8 protein-coding genes and 1 pseudogene are annotated in these 15,653 nt (G+C 44.2%); 3 read left to right on the plus strand and 6 right to left on the minus strand.

Features of this window, described 5'->3' with window-relative positions:
- Positions 1–86: 86 nt before the first annotated feature.
- A complete protein-coding gene (locus LC586_RS03025; protein WP_229482923.1) occupies positions 87–884 on the minus strand; it encodes a DUF6816 family protein in 798 nt (265 codons plus the stop codon).
- A 197-nt stretch (positions 885–1,081) separates the two neighbouring features.
- Between LC586_RS03025 and LC586_RS03030 the strand changes: the two are divergent.
- The 3 genes and pseudogenes from LC586_RS03030 to LC586_RS03040 all read left to right on the plus strand — a co-directional run.
- A pseudogene (locus LC586_RS03030) lies at positions 1,082–1,487 on the plus strand (transposase); the annotation flags it as partial.
- 440 nt (positions 1,488–1,927) lie between these two features.
- Complete coding sequence (locus LC586_RS03035; RefSeq protein WP_229482924.1) at positions 1,928–3,103, plus strand: HetZ-related protein 2; 1,176 nt, start codon at positions 1,928–1,930, stop codon at positions 3,101–3,103.
- 612 nt (positions 3,104–3,715) lie between these two features.
- Positions 3,716–4,399: a Crp/Fnr family transcriptional regulator gene (locus LC586_RS03040; RefSeq protein ID WP_229482925.1), complete on the plus strand. Its 684-nt coding sequence runs from the start codon at positions 3,716–3,718 to the stop codon at positions 4,397–4,399.
- 515 nt (positions 4,400–4,914) lie between these two features.
- Here LC586_RS03040 and bcsA read toward each other — a convergent pair.
- The 5 genes from bcsA to LC586_RS03065 form a co-directional block, all read right to left on the minus strand.
- Positions 4,915–7,527, minus strand: a complete 2,613-nt coding sequence (bcsA, locus tag LC586_RS03045) for a UDP-forming cellulose synthase catalytic subunit (RefSeq protein ID WP_229482926.1) — start codon at positions 7,525–7,527, stop codon at positions 4,915–4,917.
- 57 nt (positions 7,528–7,584) lie between these two features.
- Complete coding sequence (locus LC586_RS03050; protein ID WP_229482927.1) at positions 7,585–9,924, minus strand: cellulose biosynthesis cyclic di-GMP-binding regulatory protein BcsB; 2,340 nt, start codon at positions 9,922–9,924, stop codon at positions 7,585–7,587.
- 179 nt (positions 9,925–10,103) lie between these two features.
- Positions 10,104–11,360 carry a family 8 glycosyl hydrolase gene (locus tag LC586_RS03055; protein ID WP_233715452.1) on the minus strand — a complete coding sequence of 419 codons (1,257 nt, stop codon included), beginning with the start codon at positions 11,358–11,360 and terminating at the stop codon, positions 10,104–10,106.
- A 39-nt stretch (positions 11,361–11,399) separates the two neighbouring features.
- Positions 11,400–13,757: a tetratricopeptide repeat protein gene (locus LC586_RS03060; RefSeq protein ID WP_229482929.1), complete on the minus strand. Its 2,358-nt coding sequence runs from the start codon at positions 13,755–13,757 to the stop codon at positions 11,400–11,402.
- The gene (locus LC586_RS03065; RefSeq protein ID WP_229482930.1) at positions 13,754–15,604 is read right to left on the minus strand and encodes a carbohydrate porin; all 1,851 of its coding nucleotides are present in this window, start codon (positions 15,602–15,604) and stop codon (positions 13,754–13,756) included. Before LC586_RS03065 ends, LC586_RS03060 begins: the two co-directional genes overlap by 4 nt.
- Positions 15,605–15,653 lie beyond the last annotated feature (49 nt).

A 15,653-nucleotide genomic window follows, 5' to 3' on the forward strand; every position in this document is an offset into this window, starting at 1 on the left:
ATGCACACCGTCCAAGAGCGCGATCGTAAACTTGGAATTTATATACTACAAATGTATTACAAAGTAGTCAAGGGCTATAGATTAAATCACTCCTTTGGAGTAGTAGGCATTTGTGCGGGGATAAATTCTAGGCGATAGCGATAGAGGGCTACTGGTCGAGAACCAGCTTTAAAGTAATCTGGATCTTGCGGTGAAAGATAGACAGCAGTAACTTGATCTGCCTCAATCGCCGGATTCGCTGTTGAAAGTTTATGATAAGCAGTGGTGGATTCTACAGAGTTTAAATAGGGGCGTGAACCGCCTTTGAATAGTTGTTGAAACACTTCTGTAGTGATGAATTTGTCATCAGGGGTAGTTTCTGTAGCCCGTGCAGTCACAATGGAAACTAGTTGGCGACTGCTACGCAAGAACGTAATCTGACGATTAGGTGAATCTGGATCTACTTTGACTAATAGCACTGCTTCATCCCCTAAATAAGCTCTTGCCAAATTCAAGCTATTAAACGCTCTATCTGCTACTAAAGGGGATTTTTTATCTATCTGAGGTAATATTTTTAACTTAGTAATAGATGGTTGCTCTTTCACAAATCTTACTACAAAACTCACAGGCTGATTTAATTGTCGGCGATTACCTTCAAATCCTGGAGTTACTATATCTGGTGCTAAAGGTGCAGCTAAATCTACCAAAGTACTTGTAACTTGCCAAGTACCAGCCATCCATTCAGGGTAAACCAAATCACCCGAAGCAGGTTGTACTGAAGTTAATTTTTCCCATTGAGGAAAATTTGCTAACCGTTCAGACAACTCTCTTGCTAGAGCATCACCACCCCACAAAAGAAATAAAAACAGCAAGCAAAAACTCCAAATCGCCTTTATTGTAAGCATTAGCAGTTTTGTATTTAACGTTTATTATTATTTATCGATTAAAAATTAAGTAAGTTTGTGTAAAAAATTAAAAGTTTGTAGTAAGATATTTGACCTTACAATCCCAACTTATGGTTATCAGGACTTAAACAAAAAAGAAAATAAAAACAGGGTATAATGCTTTATCAGCATAGCTTTCACATTGAAGTAACTCCCAAATGAAAGAGACAACCCCCGCAGCCATGCCACCGTGCTTTGAAAAATGGTGTAAACGGTTTGATGACGTGTTTACTCATAAAGCTCAAAAAAGAGAGTTTAGGCATCCTCCACGGGGGATTATTGGGAGAAAGTGAAAGAAAAAACATATTCCAGCTCGCAGAGAACGCGGTAGGGGTAACTTACCATCGTTTACACCACTTTTTAACCGAAGCCCCTTGGTCTAGTTCCCTGGTTAACGAACACCGCTTGCAGATCATGAACAAATGTAGTCAAACCAGAATCAGCAGAGGTTTTAGCTTAATCATTGATGATTCAGGGCAAGTGAAAAAGCGCAAAGCCGGAGACGCGGAGCCTCCGGGTAATTTTACGGATGGAGTGGGTAGACAGTATATTGGAGAAATTGGCAATTTGGGCTTAATTTTTGTCTAAGTCCCGCTAAGTATTTTTATACGTAAGGCCTTGTAGAGCCTTGAAACTTATACGGGTGGAATTACGCCTGGCATTGAGTTAAATTAGATTCGTTCCTTGGCTCAGTTGCAAAATGTTTAGATTTTCTCAACCCATCTCGTGCAAAGGTGTATCCCGAGCACTGTAGGCAGATTTCTATCTCAGTTAAAAAACATAACTTTACAAAAAGGTTAAATTAAAAAATAGCCCCAAAAGCTTCATAGGTATGGGTTTGGTGAATTTTGAAATTGGAAGCTAAACATCAATATAGAAATTTCTGCATAATTCCAGTGAATTAAGACGTAATAAAAGTGGAATCACTGAGCTATTTTCATGAGACTCATGAAATTCGGGCAAGTTGCCAGTTAAACAATTAGGTGGGACGAACGGGGGTTGTGATGCAAACTTCAAAATTGAGTTTCGAGGAACGCAATCTCACTATGACAACAGATGTGGAACAACTAGCTCTAGATTGGCGAAAGCGCTTGGCTGCGGAATGTCCAGACCAAAATGAAGCTGCTAGGCAAAGTATTATTCTCTGGCTGTTGGGATCTGACTCAAAACGGTTTGATCTGTTTAACCCTAAGGAACTCGATATCGCCAAACAAGCGATGGAATATCGCTGGAGAATTTTACGTCAACGCTATTTGGGACTAGGGCGAGAACGTGCTTATCGGAACTTGATAACGCGATTGGGGAGTTTAGTAACATTACGGAATAAAATTCAGACTTGGGTTGCCCTCAGCCGCGATCGCCAGCGTAGTGTGATGGATGTGTTGCAAGAAGTACTCCAAGAATTACTGCAAAGCGACAGCCAGATGCAACAGCAAATGGCTGATATTGCCAAATATACAACTGATAGACGATTGGGGGATGCTCTGCTATTTGCCAGTGTAGAAGAATATTGTCTGCGACCAGTACGCAATCAACCCCTATTAGCTTATCGGTTTGTGAATTATTTGCGTCGCACTCAGCGCGGTGGCTTAACCCAAGTGCCAAGTCGTGACTTAATTAGACTGGTGTCAGAAGAAGTTCTCACAGACGACAATGACAATCGAGTTAACTTAGTCGATAGTCAGGCGATCGCAGAATTTATTGAAGCACAACAGCTACAGGAACAACTTGCCCTGCGTCAGTCAGTACAAAAAGAATTTGAAAATTATTTACAAGAAAATCTGGGAACAGACGCACTAGAGTGGCTACGACTGTATTTACAAGGTAAATCCCAAGAAGAGATTGCCCACAGATTAAATAAGCAGACTAAAGAAGTATACCGTCTGCGAGAAAAAATTAGTTATCACGCGGTGCGTGTTTTTGCCCTCAAAGGTAAACCAGAGCTTGTAGACAATTGGCTCTCAATTTCCTTGCAAGAGCATAACTTGGGTTTAAGCCAAAACCAATGGCAGCAACTTGATGAAAAATTGACTCCTCTGGGGCGGCAGATTCTAGATTTGCGGAAAGCAGGTAACTCAATAGAAGCAATAGGCCAACAGTTAAAACTCAAAACCCATCAAGTGTTAGGCGAATGGACAAAAATCTATCTTGTAGCCCAAGCTTTAAGAAGCCAGGAGTAGCCTGTGAGGCATTTAGTTGCTCAATTAAGGTGGTGTACCAAACTAGGAGATGGGGAGCAGGGGAGAATTCATAGGAAATTCCTCCCCTTTGCCTTTTCATCCCCTCATGCCTCAGTTACTAGAGTAGAACTAGAACTTTAGAAGCCAGAAGGCAGTCCCGATGAAGCAAGTTTCACAACCAAGCATGAAAGTGGTCTTTCCCCACTCACCACTCCCTACTCCCTACTCCCAACTCCCAACTTTCAAGTCAGGAGGCAAAAAGCAGAAGGAACTCACGCTTAAAAGCATGGGATTGATCTTGGACGCCTTGTGTCTTGTGGCACTTGACGCTCGATATATTTTTTTATACTAGTAGGCTTTATATCCACAACTAAAGTTTTGATTAATACTTCGGCATTTTGCCCTCTAATCATAGTTCTGTAAGTGCAATCCCTGATTCCAATTTTATACATAATTGTTATGTTGTAATCGAACTCTAGACTGATCAAGCTTAGAGTTCAACTTAAATAGGTAAAAATTTTGCTACCGTATTCTAAGTAAGATTACGGTTTAAACAAATTTATAGTGACAAAGTTAGTTTCCTGCTCTTGAATCCATTTTTACAAATATTTCATGCAGACTGAGGTTTTTAGTGAACTTTTCCCCTTAATGAGTACAGCCACCCCACAGACTTTGGAATGGCTGCTCAACGTTGCAATTGAACATGAATACCCATCTGGGCGAGCCGTTGTAATGGAAGATGCCTGGGGTAACGCCGTTTACTTCGTTGTTTCTGGTTGGGTCAAAGTTCGGCGTACCGTCGGGGAAGATTCAGTAGCTCTGGCAATTTTTGGTAAAGGCGATTTTTTTGGAGAAATGGCAATTTTGGATGAATCTCCACGCTCAACCGATGTCATTGCCCTTTCGCCCGTGAATTTGCTGAGTATATCCAGAGAGCGTTTTATTCAAATCTTGTTCAAAGACCCGCAGTTACATCACCGGATGTTACAACTTATGGTGCGGCGATTGCGGCAAATTAACTTGCGCTTACAAATGCGGTCTTCACCACCAGCAGTCAAACTCGCCCATACCCTAGTGACTTTAGGCGAAAGCTATGGTCAAGAATCGAATTTTGGAAAGGAAATTTTTAACATTCCCTTCAAAGATTTAGCAGAGGTAACAGAAATTGGTGTTGAAGAAACCACCAAAATTATGGAAAAGCTGCATGAGAAAGGGTGGATTAAAATTGACAGCGCCAATAACATTATTTATCTCGTAAACTTTAAACAGTTGATGAACTTGGCTGGCAAAGTGTGATTGCTAAGGGTTATTAAGGACTTCCAAATCAAAAAATATTCAATTACCCCTCTTCTGTCACTCTCCGAAAACATTTGCCATTTCTGCATTCTAGAGCTTTTGTATAGCAAGCGATGGCTCCGCCCGCCGCAGGCATCGCGCGATTATTTTCTAATAACAAATACAAGACCTATTTTTTCTAATAGTATAGCTTGTATTGATTGCCTCATAAGGCTTCTAGCGTTCGCCCTACCGGAGAGTGACAGAAGAGGGTTACAGCGTATTTCAGGTAAATGAAGTACACGGGTAGGGGCACAACATGTTGTGCCCCTACGATTATCTGTACCTCACGCCTGTTGCAATCTGCTGTATTTATTGTGGGATGGGCGACACGAACGCCATATAAACTGGGTGGGCTTTTCGGCCCACCCCATAAAAATTGAATTAAGTTTTGTAATTTAAAACACTCCCAAGCGCAAGCAACATCTGGACTGAAATGGAGCTTGCGCTGGTCAAAATCTAGTCAAGTACTTCTGCTACAGAACCTCCAACAGTTGTTTAATTTTTGTGTCTTGACGTTCTTTGAATTTTTCTGGAAAAACTAATTCGAGTGCAATCTTGCCATTTGTCTGTTCTTCTACTGCATTAATTTCGGCAACAAATCGGTTAGATGAGAGGTTTTCCTCATCCTCATTCAACAGTAAACCAACTAATGGTTTAACAGTTCGCATAGTGTGCAAATCCTGTTGTCCTAGCATTTTGTGAGAAGACACGGCTTTTGTATCCTCTATTTCCAAGCGCAAACCCGTTGTTCCTAATTCTGTGGCTACTGCAAAGAAGAAGTTACCATCCCAGTAGAGTCGGCTATGGCTATTTACCTGCTTGCGTACCTTTTTACGGCTAGTTTGTTTCACGTCACGCAAGGCGCGAGTCAGACTTGTGGCTAAGAATCCAAGAGAAGCGAAGGGTCGGTCTACATACTGGCCCTTTTGAGAATACCACTCCCGGACATCAGAATACAAAACTAGAGTTAAAGCATCGCGTTGGGCATCGTTGAGCTTCACGAAATCAACAGCCAAAAGCGTTTCTGTGTCATTAATAGGAGAGACTCGGACAATCTGCGCTGTTAAAGAGGCGCTAGCAGTATAATCTCCCATCACCTCAACTTCCGCTTCATCCAGTAAATTGGGCCAAGTTTCTAAAGAAATTAATGCCCCAGTTTCTGAAATATTCACCGTTTTGCCCATGATTGTTTGACCGTTACTGGTAATTAAGATGGGGAGGCGACGCTGTAAACGGTGAGCAGTACGTACTTGTGGTTGTTCAAAGCCAACCAGCAAAGCAGCTATCAGCAAAACCAGATTAAAAATAGACCACATGGTGTTGACTAAGACCGCTTGCCAATCTTCAGGATGTAGCAGCAGCCAATAGGGAACAGCTAGCAAGGAAGAGACTACAAGTGCTGTCACCACCAAAAGACCACGCATCGATTCCCAATCAAAGGTGCGTTTGGTTATTGACGTTCCTTTGTCGGTAACGTTAAATGAACCCAGCTTGGGATTAAATAGCGCTAACATCGTCACCCACCCAGCCTGGAAAGCCATCGCAAATTCAAAAATTTCATTCCAGAAGGAGAAACGGACGTTTTTGTAAATGATGTAGTTAGTAAAAAGGGAGAGGAGAATATGGGGTAGGGCGTAGGCTAAAGTTTCTAAACCCAAACCTTGGACAGAGTTAACGCCAAATAATAGAAATAGTGTCGGAGCGATCGCATATATTAGTCGAGGATAGCCATACAAAAAGTGTGAAGTCGCGCTAAAGTAACAAATCCGTTGTGCAAATGTCAGGTTCAGCTTCGGATTAAAAATGGGGTTTTCTAATCGCAGAATCTGCGCCATCCCCCTTGCCCAACGCACTTGTTGTCCCACGTAAGAAGAAAACGTTTCTGGCGCTAAACCAGCCACCATAATTTTGTCGTAGTAGACAGACTTGTAACCCAGCGAATGCAATCGCAAAGCAGTGTGGCAATCTTCCGTCACTGTTTCCACTGCAATTCCCCCAACTTCTAAAGCGTGGGATTTGCGGATTAATGCTGCAGAACCGCAGAAAAAGGCGGCATTCCAAAAATCGTTACCTTTTTGCAGTACCTTATAAAACAGTTCATTGCCTGCGGGTATTCTACCTTTGGTGAGCAAATTACGCTCGAAGGGGTCGGGGTTATAGAACCAGTGAGGAGTTTGGACAAACGATACTTTGGGATCGAAGAAAAAACCCATTGTATGCAAGAGAAATTGCCGCGATGGAATGTGGTCGCAGTCCAAAATCAACACTAAATCGCCGTCGGTTTTGTAAAAGGCGGTATTGATATTACCAGCCTTAGCGTGGTCGTTATTGTCCCGCGTCATGTGTATACAGCCAAGTTCTTGGCACATTTGCCGTAGCTGTTCCCGTCTTTTGCTAAACTGTTCTCGGCGTGGGTCGTTCTCTTTATACTTTTCTGGACGACCATCATCAAGGACATAAACCTTTTTTTTATCAGGAGCATAATCACAGGCCAAGGCTGCCACGGCAGTCTTACGAACAATCTCCACATCTTCGTTGTATGTGGGGATGTAGATATCAACTTTGAACCATTCCTGTTGAGGAATGTTTGTGAGATTAACTGGTTGGCGTTCTTGAATTTTCAGGGTTTGAAAGTATGCCAATACCAAGGTGAGGATGGCATAAAGTTCGGCGGCGAACAAGAATACGCAAGCGATGCTGTTGAGCCAACCATCAAAGTTGAGGGTGTAGCTGGTGCGGTAGTATAAATAACGCAGCGTTGTTACCATACTCAGCCACAGCAGAAACAAGTGGTAATACTGGCTGATTTCTGAAGATGACTCTTGAAACTCTGCGTGTATGACCAGTTGACCGAGTAGCACGAGAAACACTGCTACCAATCCCTGCTGCCAAACTTCTATCGGGGTAACAATCAGTGGCACTGAGAGCAACAATAGCAGCAGGATAAACCACTTAAACTGTTTCACACCCACCCTTTGGAGAGTGCGGTCAAAAAATCGAGGGGTAATATCAATCAGCCAATTGCTCAATTTTAAGCGCTGGCGATCGCGTGATTTCCGGGGCGATGTGTGTGGAGAAGAAGACATTGTGGATCTAAATTTTGAAATTTAAATTTAAAATGGGCGATACCTGACTGAAAGTGTCTACTTTTTGTCAGCAGTCAAGCGCTTGAGATACAACTGAAGAATTCCGTAAAGAATTAGAGACACACTGAAAATGCCCACAGGTAGCAATAGCCAATTTTCTTGTAAAAAGCGTGATGCTTTACTGAGGATAGTGGTATTTTCTAAGCGACGAGTGTTTGGGGCGCTTTGGAAAAACTGTAGTTGATAGGCATCAGCATCGTAGGAAACTGGGTCTTTTTGATCGCTACTAATTAGCACCGTATCCTTTTTGAGTTGGAAGAACCACGGGTCTTGATTGAGGACTTGTCGCACTCGCTCTAAACCAGTTTCGGTTTGAGAAGTTAAAGCTAGAACGACGCGATCGCTATTCCAAGGAGAGATAATTTGCTTAATCATCCCTTGGGTATCCTGCGGGGTCTGAACCACAGCATTGGCAGAGGAGCGCGAATATGCCTGACTCAAGTTGAAGCCAGTGGAATTAAATACTTCGGGAAAAGGAAAGTCTTCTCGCGTTCCAATTCCTACCAGATGGTCATTTTTGCGGACTTTTGTTGGCAAAGCATCCGGTGTATAAACATTTAGTTTGACAGCATCTGCTTGACTGAGCCTTCCCAAGCGTTCGCTAAAAGCCAACAAGGTCAACACATCTGTCTTCGAGGGGATTTGTGGCACAACAATCGCTGTCTGAGACAAATCCTGTGGTGCAGCAAAGGGAAAACCGAATTTCAGCAGGTTCAAGTCTGGTAGTTGTGTAGAGATTTCCCGCTTCAGGTCGAAGCTAGTATCAGAATGCACCGTACCTGTCAGTTGTTGATCTGGTGGCTGAAGACAGTTTTGTTTATCAAACGGTTCTCTCGGATTCATCCGCAAGAAAACTTGCAGTTTCGAGTTGGGTTTGATCAAGTTTTCCGGCAAATTGACTTTGAGGTTTTTGCGAGTTTCTCCCGACTCAGAATCAAGACGTGCCCCACCAATGAAAACTCCATCCAGTAAAACTTCGATCGCAGAAGTTCGCGGATTAACCTGTGGCCCGTAGCTGTACACCAGATTCATCGAACTACCCCGGAGAAATCTATCATCTGGTAAAGCCCGAAAATCAATTTCAACTGGCGGCGCTCCGATCCCACGTACAGTCACATCACTAAACGGCTCACCATTTACCTGGGTTTTGATGTCGCCCAGTTTAAAAGAATTTTGTTCTGGCAAATAACGAGGCCATTGGCGGAGTCCTGGTGTCGAGCCTTCCTTGAGGGTATCGACAAAAACCACCTGACCAGTACCCATTTTCCGCAAGTCTGGCTGTGATAAAAATTGGGTTGCCTTTTCCACAGCTTTTGCACTGTTGCCAGTAGCAATTAAAACCGGAATCCCGCTCTTTTCAGCTTTAGTTATAATCAACACTCCTGTTTCATCTGGTACGGGGTTATTATCCCGATCGAGAATTTGATTGCTGACGATTTTCAGGGGCAAATTCTTCCAAGTATTTAAGGCTGGTTGCTCATTTGGAGTACCAATGATCACCAAGCGATCGTTAGCCTTCACATTTGCGACATCAGACACCACGCTCGTCTGAATCGGGCGAAAATCTGCAATTCTCCCCAATGCCGCTTGTAAGCGAGCTGCTGCTGTCAACCAGGATTGATCGACTTGACTCGGTTGCAAATAAGCAATTTGGTTAGTTTCTAAGCCGAGTTCGTCAAAGAAAGGATAAGGATAGCGGCTGAAATTCAGGGGAATCGGCTGCCGTTCAAAGTTCAAGATTAATTTGGAATCTGGCAGAATCTCTGTCCACAAGTCGGGGCTACTAGGGTCGCTACATTCGAGGGTGTTATTTTGCTGTGCCACCAATACGAGTTCGTTGTAGTCTTGCAGCAGCTTTGGTGGGATATTGAACAGTACTTGACCTACTTGCGACTCTTTGCGATTGAGTGGTACGCTACCAACACTGATGCCATTCAATAGCACGGTCAGGTTAGAGCGATTGGCATACAGTGCTGGTGAGTGTTGAAAACGGATTAAAGCTTGTACCTTACCCCGATCTAGTTTCCAGCCACGAGGACGGGTAAAGGCAAGACGACCTTCTGAGTAAACCCCGCGCAAGCGCATCCGGTTGCCCACGATCGGACTACGATTAAATTCTAAGGTGTAACTTGTCAGGTTCTTAGCACTAGGAGCTTTTAAGTCTGCTTTACTAGTATTTTCTGATGTCGTTGCTTGAGCTAATAAAGTTACTTCTTGTTGCAGATCACCTTTGGTTTGAGCTTGAGCGCTCAATAATGAACTAGGAAACAAAAAAAAGCAAGAAGTAACAATAATTGCTTTTTTACTAATTTGGGAAAGATGAAACAATTGCTTCATGGTAGAGCGTGATTTTAGTGTGAATTTACTCAAATTGTTGACGTAAAAAGCACAAGTATTTTGTTGCTTTTAGAACTTCAAAATCATCCCATCGGATTTTAAAAAAATCAACGGAAGTCAGTCTGCGGGGAGTAAAAGCTATTTGGGAAGCTTGTACCCTAACTCAGCGTCAGGGAATGTCATTTAAACAATCGCTGGGGAATTGTCTTTGGAGGTAGCAATCCTAACCAAGCCAAATTCTGGGTGTAATAAGCAGATTGGTCTCCCCAAATTCCCTGCTTGTATTGAGGCAGTATTTTTTTCACAAGCAGTTCTTGAGCGATCGCTGGTTCCACTAACTGCATGGCGGCATACAACATAGCGTATTGGGATGTAGCTTCGTAATCTACTAATGGTTTCCCTTGGAGATCAATGCGTGCTGGTATTGATTGTTTACTCCATAGTTTTTGCAGGTGCTGAGTGGATGTCACTAGATAGCGCTGCGCTTGGGGTGAGTTGAACCAGGCAGCATCCAACGACAAACGCCACCAGACTCGATAGGAATCAAAACTATACAAACTCTTCAAAGTGCTAGATGCTGGTAGGGTTTGGTATTGTCCTGTTTTGGTATTTAGAGCTACCCAATCACTGGGTAAACCTACGCGAGAAAGCTTTGCGGAATTTTCTAGCACTTGATAGCTGCTGTCTACCAAACTCAACCAATCATGTTGGGGGTCAACTTGTGCAAAGATGCGAAAAGCATAGGGTGCAAAATAAGAGGGATTCAGGTAAACGGTAGATGCATCTGGGACAAATGCAGCTACAGGCCCTGGTAACAGGTAGCGCTCACCTTGGGTTTTTGAGATAGTGGACAAGTTCCACAAATCTTGCAGTTTGAGTTTTGCCAGTTCCAGGTATTCGGGTTGATTCCAACGCCGTGATGCTAAAATCAGGGCAGTAATCGCATCTATATCTCCATCGCTAGCAAAGTTGGCGTCGATGACACCCCAGTTACCATCTTCTTTTCGTCCCCACTTCCAAGCCCACAAACTATCTGTGCGTTTACCAGCTGCTTGGCGCTGGAGGTTATTTTCCGACCAGTTTAAAGTCAGGGCAAAAGTTGCCGGATCATTAATCAGTACTGCTCTTAGCAAAGCATAGGCTTGGCCTTCACTAGTTGAGCGATCGCTTGCTTCGTAATCAATCACTCGCCCATCTGACTGAATAAATCTTTGGCGGTAGCTATCCCAACTTTGGGCTAGTAATTCCCGGTTGGGGGTGGATTTAGGAAGATCAGTTAATAATCCAGTGAGATTTTGACTACTACCTTCAGTGGGGACGTTTGCCACCGGAGTTTGCTCATCCGGCGTTTTGGGGTTTGCTGCCGAGTAACTAGAGACACAGGCAGATAAACCAATCAGGCAGGCAATAGCTGCCACTTTTGGGAAGTGCCACATCCTAAGAACAGTTTGATTTGTAAAAGATTTAAGCGATCGCTAATTTCTGTTTCGACGTTGATAATCTTCCCAAGGGGGTTGAAATCCTCGTCGTAGCAGAAAGTCTGTTTGGATTTGCTGTATTTGCCGAGATGCATCGCTATCGTTTCCTCCTTCTGCGGCTGCTTCTAATTGCAGTTGTTCTAGCTGTGCCAGTGCTGTCAAAGGCTGATCTAAAATCGCATTCAATCCAGCAAGGGCGCGGCGTGTGCCTTTGTCTTCCGGTTTTTGTGCCAACACTTGAGCATAAATCTCCTGTGCCGATTCAAAGCGGCGCTGTTCAAAGCGAATTCCGCCTAAAGCCGCTAAGGCATCGATGTTATCTGGTTGCTGCGCCAAAATATTCTGATAGGTACTGCTAGCCAAATTCAAATCACCTACAGATCGAGCCAACTCTGCCTGCAACTGGTATGAGTCAGAAGTGTTAGGAATACGGGCAATCAACTGCTTCATCCGCGCTTGTGCTTGGGCAGGATTGCGTTTTGCTATCACCTGTAATAGGCGCAGTTGTAGTGGTATGGAACTAGGGTCAGTTTCTACCAGATAACTATATAAAGCTTCTTTTTGCGGATCAGTAGGCAACGCTCCTATCAAACTGTATAGTTCTGGAGGAGTATTGGTTGCAGGTTGTGTAGCTAACCAATTGTTGAGAATTGCCTCTGCTTCTGGTTGGGAGATCCGCTTGGCTTGATAGGCGATACTAGCACGCCCTAGTTGAATCGACAAATTTTGAGGATTGCGAGCTATCAATTGGTCATAAACTGTCACAGCCTCATCAAAACGCTTTTGTTGCAGTCGCACTCCAGCCAGTCCGCCCAAAGCAGCATCAATAATATCGCTATTATTTGGCTTGCTAGCAATCACAGCTTGGTAACGTTGAGCGCTAGCTTCGAGACTACCCTCACGACGCTCAATTTCTGCTGCTAGTAATTGGGGTGCGAGGTCTTTAGCACCTGCGGGGGTAGCTGTGTAAGCTGCCAAAGCTTGCCTTGCACCATTTAACTCTTGGCGCTGCACATACATTTGCGCCACCCGGAAATTCAAAAATGGTACGTTAACCCCCATTTGTAAAAGATTTTGGTACACAGGTAAAAATTCTGGGTCGGGAACATCAATGTTCACTAAGGCATTAGCTAGCTGTTGTAACTGGACGCGATCGCTCGGTGCTGATTGTATTGCAGTAGCCAAACGCTGTTTCAAGTCATTTTTACCGAGTAAACCTAGCTGATTTTCCAAAGCTAATTGTTGCACCACCAGACTTTGATCGTTGGGAAATTCTAACGCCACCCGTCGATACAGTTGCAGTGCTGTTTGTCGTCCTTCGGGGAACCCAGTAAAGACATCAGCGACTTCGCGCAGTAGTTTGGGGGAAGGGTTGGGATCGGTTTGCAGTGCTTGACGGTAGAGATTGAAAACTTGCTGGGTGAGAGTGGGGTTATTGGTGTACTTGCGAATTTCATTGAGCGATCGCGCTAAGGGCAAAATCGCATCTGGCCTTCCCTGTAATACATCTAAAACCGCCAAAGCTTGAGCTTGTTGTTGATTGGCAAGGTATGCTACAGCTAGTTCTTTACGGGTTTCAAACCCTATCTGGTCAAGTTTATTGGAGCGCTGCAACTGCGCTTCTAAAACCTGTACTGCCCCTCCAGGATTGCCTGTTTCTCGTAAGGTGCGACCGTAGGCTAGTGCTGCATACTCTGTAATAGCTTTGCCAGTGGTGCGGTAGCGGTTAAACAACTCTAGTGCTTTAGGAAAATCCCCACTGTAACTATAAGTTTGAGCCGCATCAACAACTGCCTTTGGCGTAGGGTTGTTGTTCAGCACGATTTGGTAGTCTGCCAGGGACTCGCTTAATCGTCCTTGATAAGAGTAGAGTAGAGCACGGTAATGACGACCTTCTGAGTCATTAGGATTTAACTCTAATAAAGTTGTTAGAGCCTCAATTCCTTTTAAGTTCCATTCAGGACGATAAGTAGCCAATAGACCAACTGCCTTTAAAGCTAGTTGGTTGTTGGAATCTACCGCCAGTACTTGTTGATAAGCACTCCAAGCTTCGGGAATACGTCCGGCTTTGCGATAAGCGATCGCTAATCCTAACCTAACTTGCGAAGATTGCGGTTGACTTTTAAGGGCTTGCTGGAAGGCTGCGATCGCATCATTAATCAAGCCTTTTTTTAAGAATGCAAAACCCTTTTGTGCCGATGCTGATAAGCTCTGTGCTTGAGCAGGGGCAATGCTGCCCAAAAATGGCACTGTTAGCAAGTAAGTAAAAAGGAAAAATGAACAAGTAAAAAGAGAACGATATTTAATTTTTTTAGCTTTTCCCTTTTGCCTTTTATCTATATTATTTTGACTCATTGAGTAATTCTCCCTCTGGGAGTGATATCAAATTCTGATTTCACCCTGATACCGAAGACTGTTTCTGAGAAATCATCACGCGCTTGAACCGAAAAGCCTAGCCGTAGATTGTCAAGAAATTTAAAATCATAGAACATTTCCAATACATCAGGACGCTCTCCACGACGCAGGCGATCGTTAGAGAGAGCGCGTCCATAGGCTATTCCTACTCGGTCATCGGGGGTGAACAGATCCACAAAACTAGCTCCTAAGACGTAAGTATTTGCACCCTCTCCTAAAGTGCGGTTTTCGTAGCGACCATAGCGCCCAAATAAACCTAATTTCAGATTGGGAATAAAAACTTCGGCGTTGACACCGTATGCTTCTTCGCGATCGTTTTTATCAGGGCCAAATTGATTGTTACCTCTGGCAATGCTAAAGCTTTCAAGGAAGCTATCACCAACACCAGCGTCGCGATCGCTGGCATAAGTACCACGAATAATTGCATTGCCGTAACGGATGCCGATTTCGCCAGCAAATCCATCTAAAGAAAAGTCACCGATTTTGTCTGCTGATGAAAAGACTGCCGCTTTCACTTCAATATTGTCGGTGACACTCCAATCGGCTAAAAAACCAGTGCGTGAACTAATCCCTGTCGCTGCCAGTGCTGGGTTGGTTTGAAACACCGGATTAAAGAATTGACTTGCTCCATCTTTGGCAAAGCTGTTGCGATCAAAATAAGACGTTAAATCTATTTGACCGATCACAAATCGCAGATTAGGTACTCCTGCTAGTGAAGTCGCCAAATAAAGCTCGTTGACGTTCAAACCATCGTTTCGGGAGTCATCCAAGTTGCGGTTGCTGCCTTGGCTTGTTAAGTCCAGGGTTGCCCCAATCAAAGCTTGAGGAGACAGTGGGTAGACTCCGCTGACTCTCGCCCGTGCTGAGGTGTCGCCACCTTGGTTAATATAAACTCCTTGGAATTGTAAAGAGGGTTCCCTTAAACTACTGCTAGGGAGCTGGCGGCGTTGTTGAGTAGTTATCGATGGGGTAACTGGCACTGCTGTGCTTGGAGTGGGAGTTGTACTAAGGACTGATGGTGTTGTCTGTGGATTGAGTAATTGTTGATTAAAAGTTGGTGCTGCTGGTGCAGTTGATTCTGGGGTTGCAGGCAAGTTGGGAAGTGGTGGCAGGGGGGCTGTTTGAGAACTGAGTAGTTGATTAAAAGTTGGTGCTACTCCTGGTGCTGTGAATTCTTGCGTTGCAGCCGAGTTGGGAAGTGGTGACAGGGGGGCTGTTTGAGAACTGAGTAGTTGATTAAAAGTTGGTGCTGCTGGTGCAGTTGATTCTGGCGTTGCAGGCAAATTGGCGAGTGGTGGCAGTGGGGCTGAACTACTTGGTGGCTCCGAGCCGTTCATCTGTCCCTGCAATCCTAAATTAAGGTCAGAAGTGTCCCCACCTGCTGCCACTCGTGGTGCTGCCGGGGCTTTTCCAGTTACCTGCTGCTGGATAAAGACACTCTCCATTTGTTGGAGATCGTTGACTGGTTTGGGTTCCACAACTTTCAACACTGGATTAGCGATCGGTGCAACTGCTACACCAGTCGTTACACGTGGAGGAGGCAATGTTTGCGATCCTGGCTGAGATTGACTCTGATTGACGGGTAATTTAGGCACTGGTAGCGGTTCTGCTAAACCCAATTGGTAGTCAATAGTCTTTAGCTGAGATGGGTTGACTTGAGCTGAAGATTTTTCGCTCAATGCCAGTACCCAGCAAATCGAGACGGCGACAGTACAAAGCAGTGGATAAACCTTGTGGTACTGGCTTGGAAAAGTAAATTTATAACAATCGAGTACTGTTTGCCTCATCAGCCTAGTTGGGTAACAACTACATATTTAGGTTATTAGATGTCGCTAC

The sequence above is a fragment of the Nostoc favosum CHAB5714 genome (assembly GCF_020829495.1).
Taxonomy (GTDB): Bacteria; Cyanobacteriota; Cyanobacteriia; order Cyanobacteriales; family Nostocaceae; genus Nostoc; species Nostoc favosum.

What these genes read in the sequence shown, in the direction of transcription:
- LC586_RS03060 (WP_229482929.1), bottom strand. Translation starts at nt 13,757, where the DNA reads ATGAGTCAAAATAATATAGATAAAAGGCAAAAGGGAAAAGCTAAAAAA.
- LC586_RS03065 (WP_229482930.1), bottom strand. Translation starts at nt 15,604, where the DNA reads ATGAGGCAAACAGTACTCGATTGTTATAAATTTACTTTTCCAAGCCAG.
- bcsA (WP_229482926.1), bottom strand. Translation starts at nt 7,527, where the DNA reads ATGTCTTCTTCTCCACACACATCGCCCCGGAAATCACGCGATCGCCAG.
- LC586_RS03025 (WP_229482923.1), bottom strand. Translation starts at nt 884, where the DNA reads ATGCTTACAATAAAGGCGATTTGGAGTTTTTGCTTGCTGTTTTTATTT.
- LC586_RS03040 (WP_229482925.1), top strand. Translation starts at nt 3,716, where the DNA reads ATGCAGACTGAGGTTTTTAGTGAACTTTTCCCCTTAATGAGTACAGCC.
- LC586_RS03035 (WP_229482924.1), top strand. Translation starts at nt 1,928, where the DNA reads ATGCAAACTTCAAAATTGAGTTTCGAGGAACGCAATCTCACTATGACA.
- LC586_RS03050 (WP_229482927.1), bottom strand. Translation starts at nt 9,924, where the DNA reads ATGAAGCAATTGTTTCATCTTTCCCAAATTAGTAAAAAAGCAATTATT.
- LC586_RS03055 (WP_233715452.1), bottom strand. Translation starts at nt 11,360, where the DNA reads ATGTGGCACTTCCCAAAAGTGGCAGCTATTGCCTGCCTGATTGGTTTA.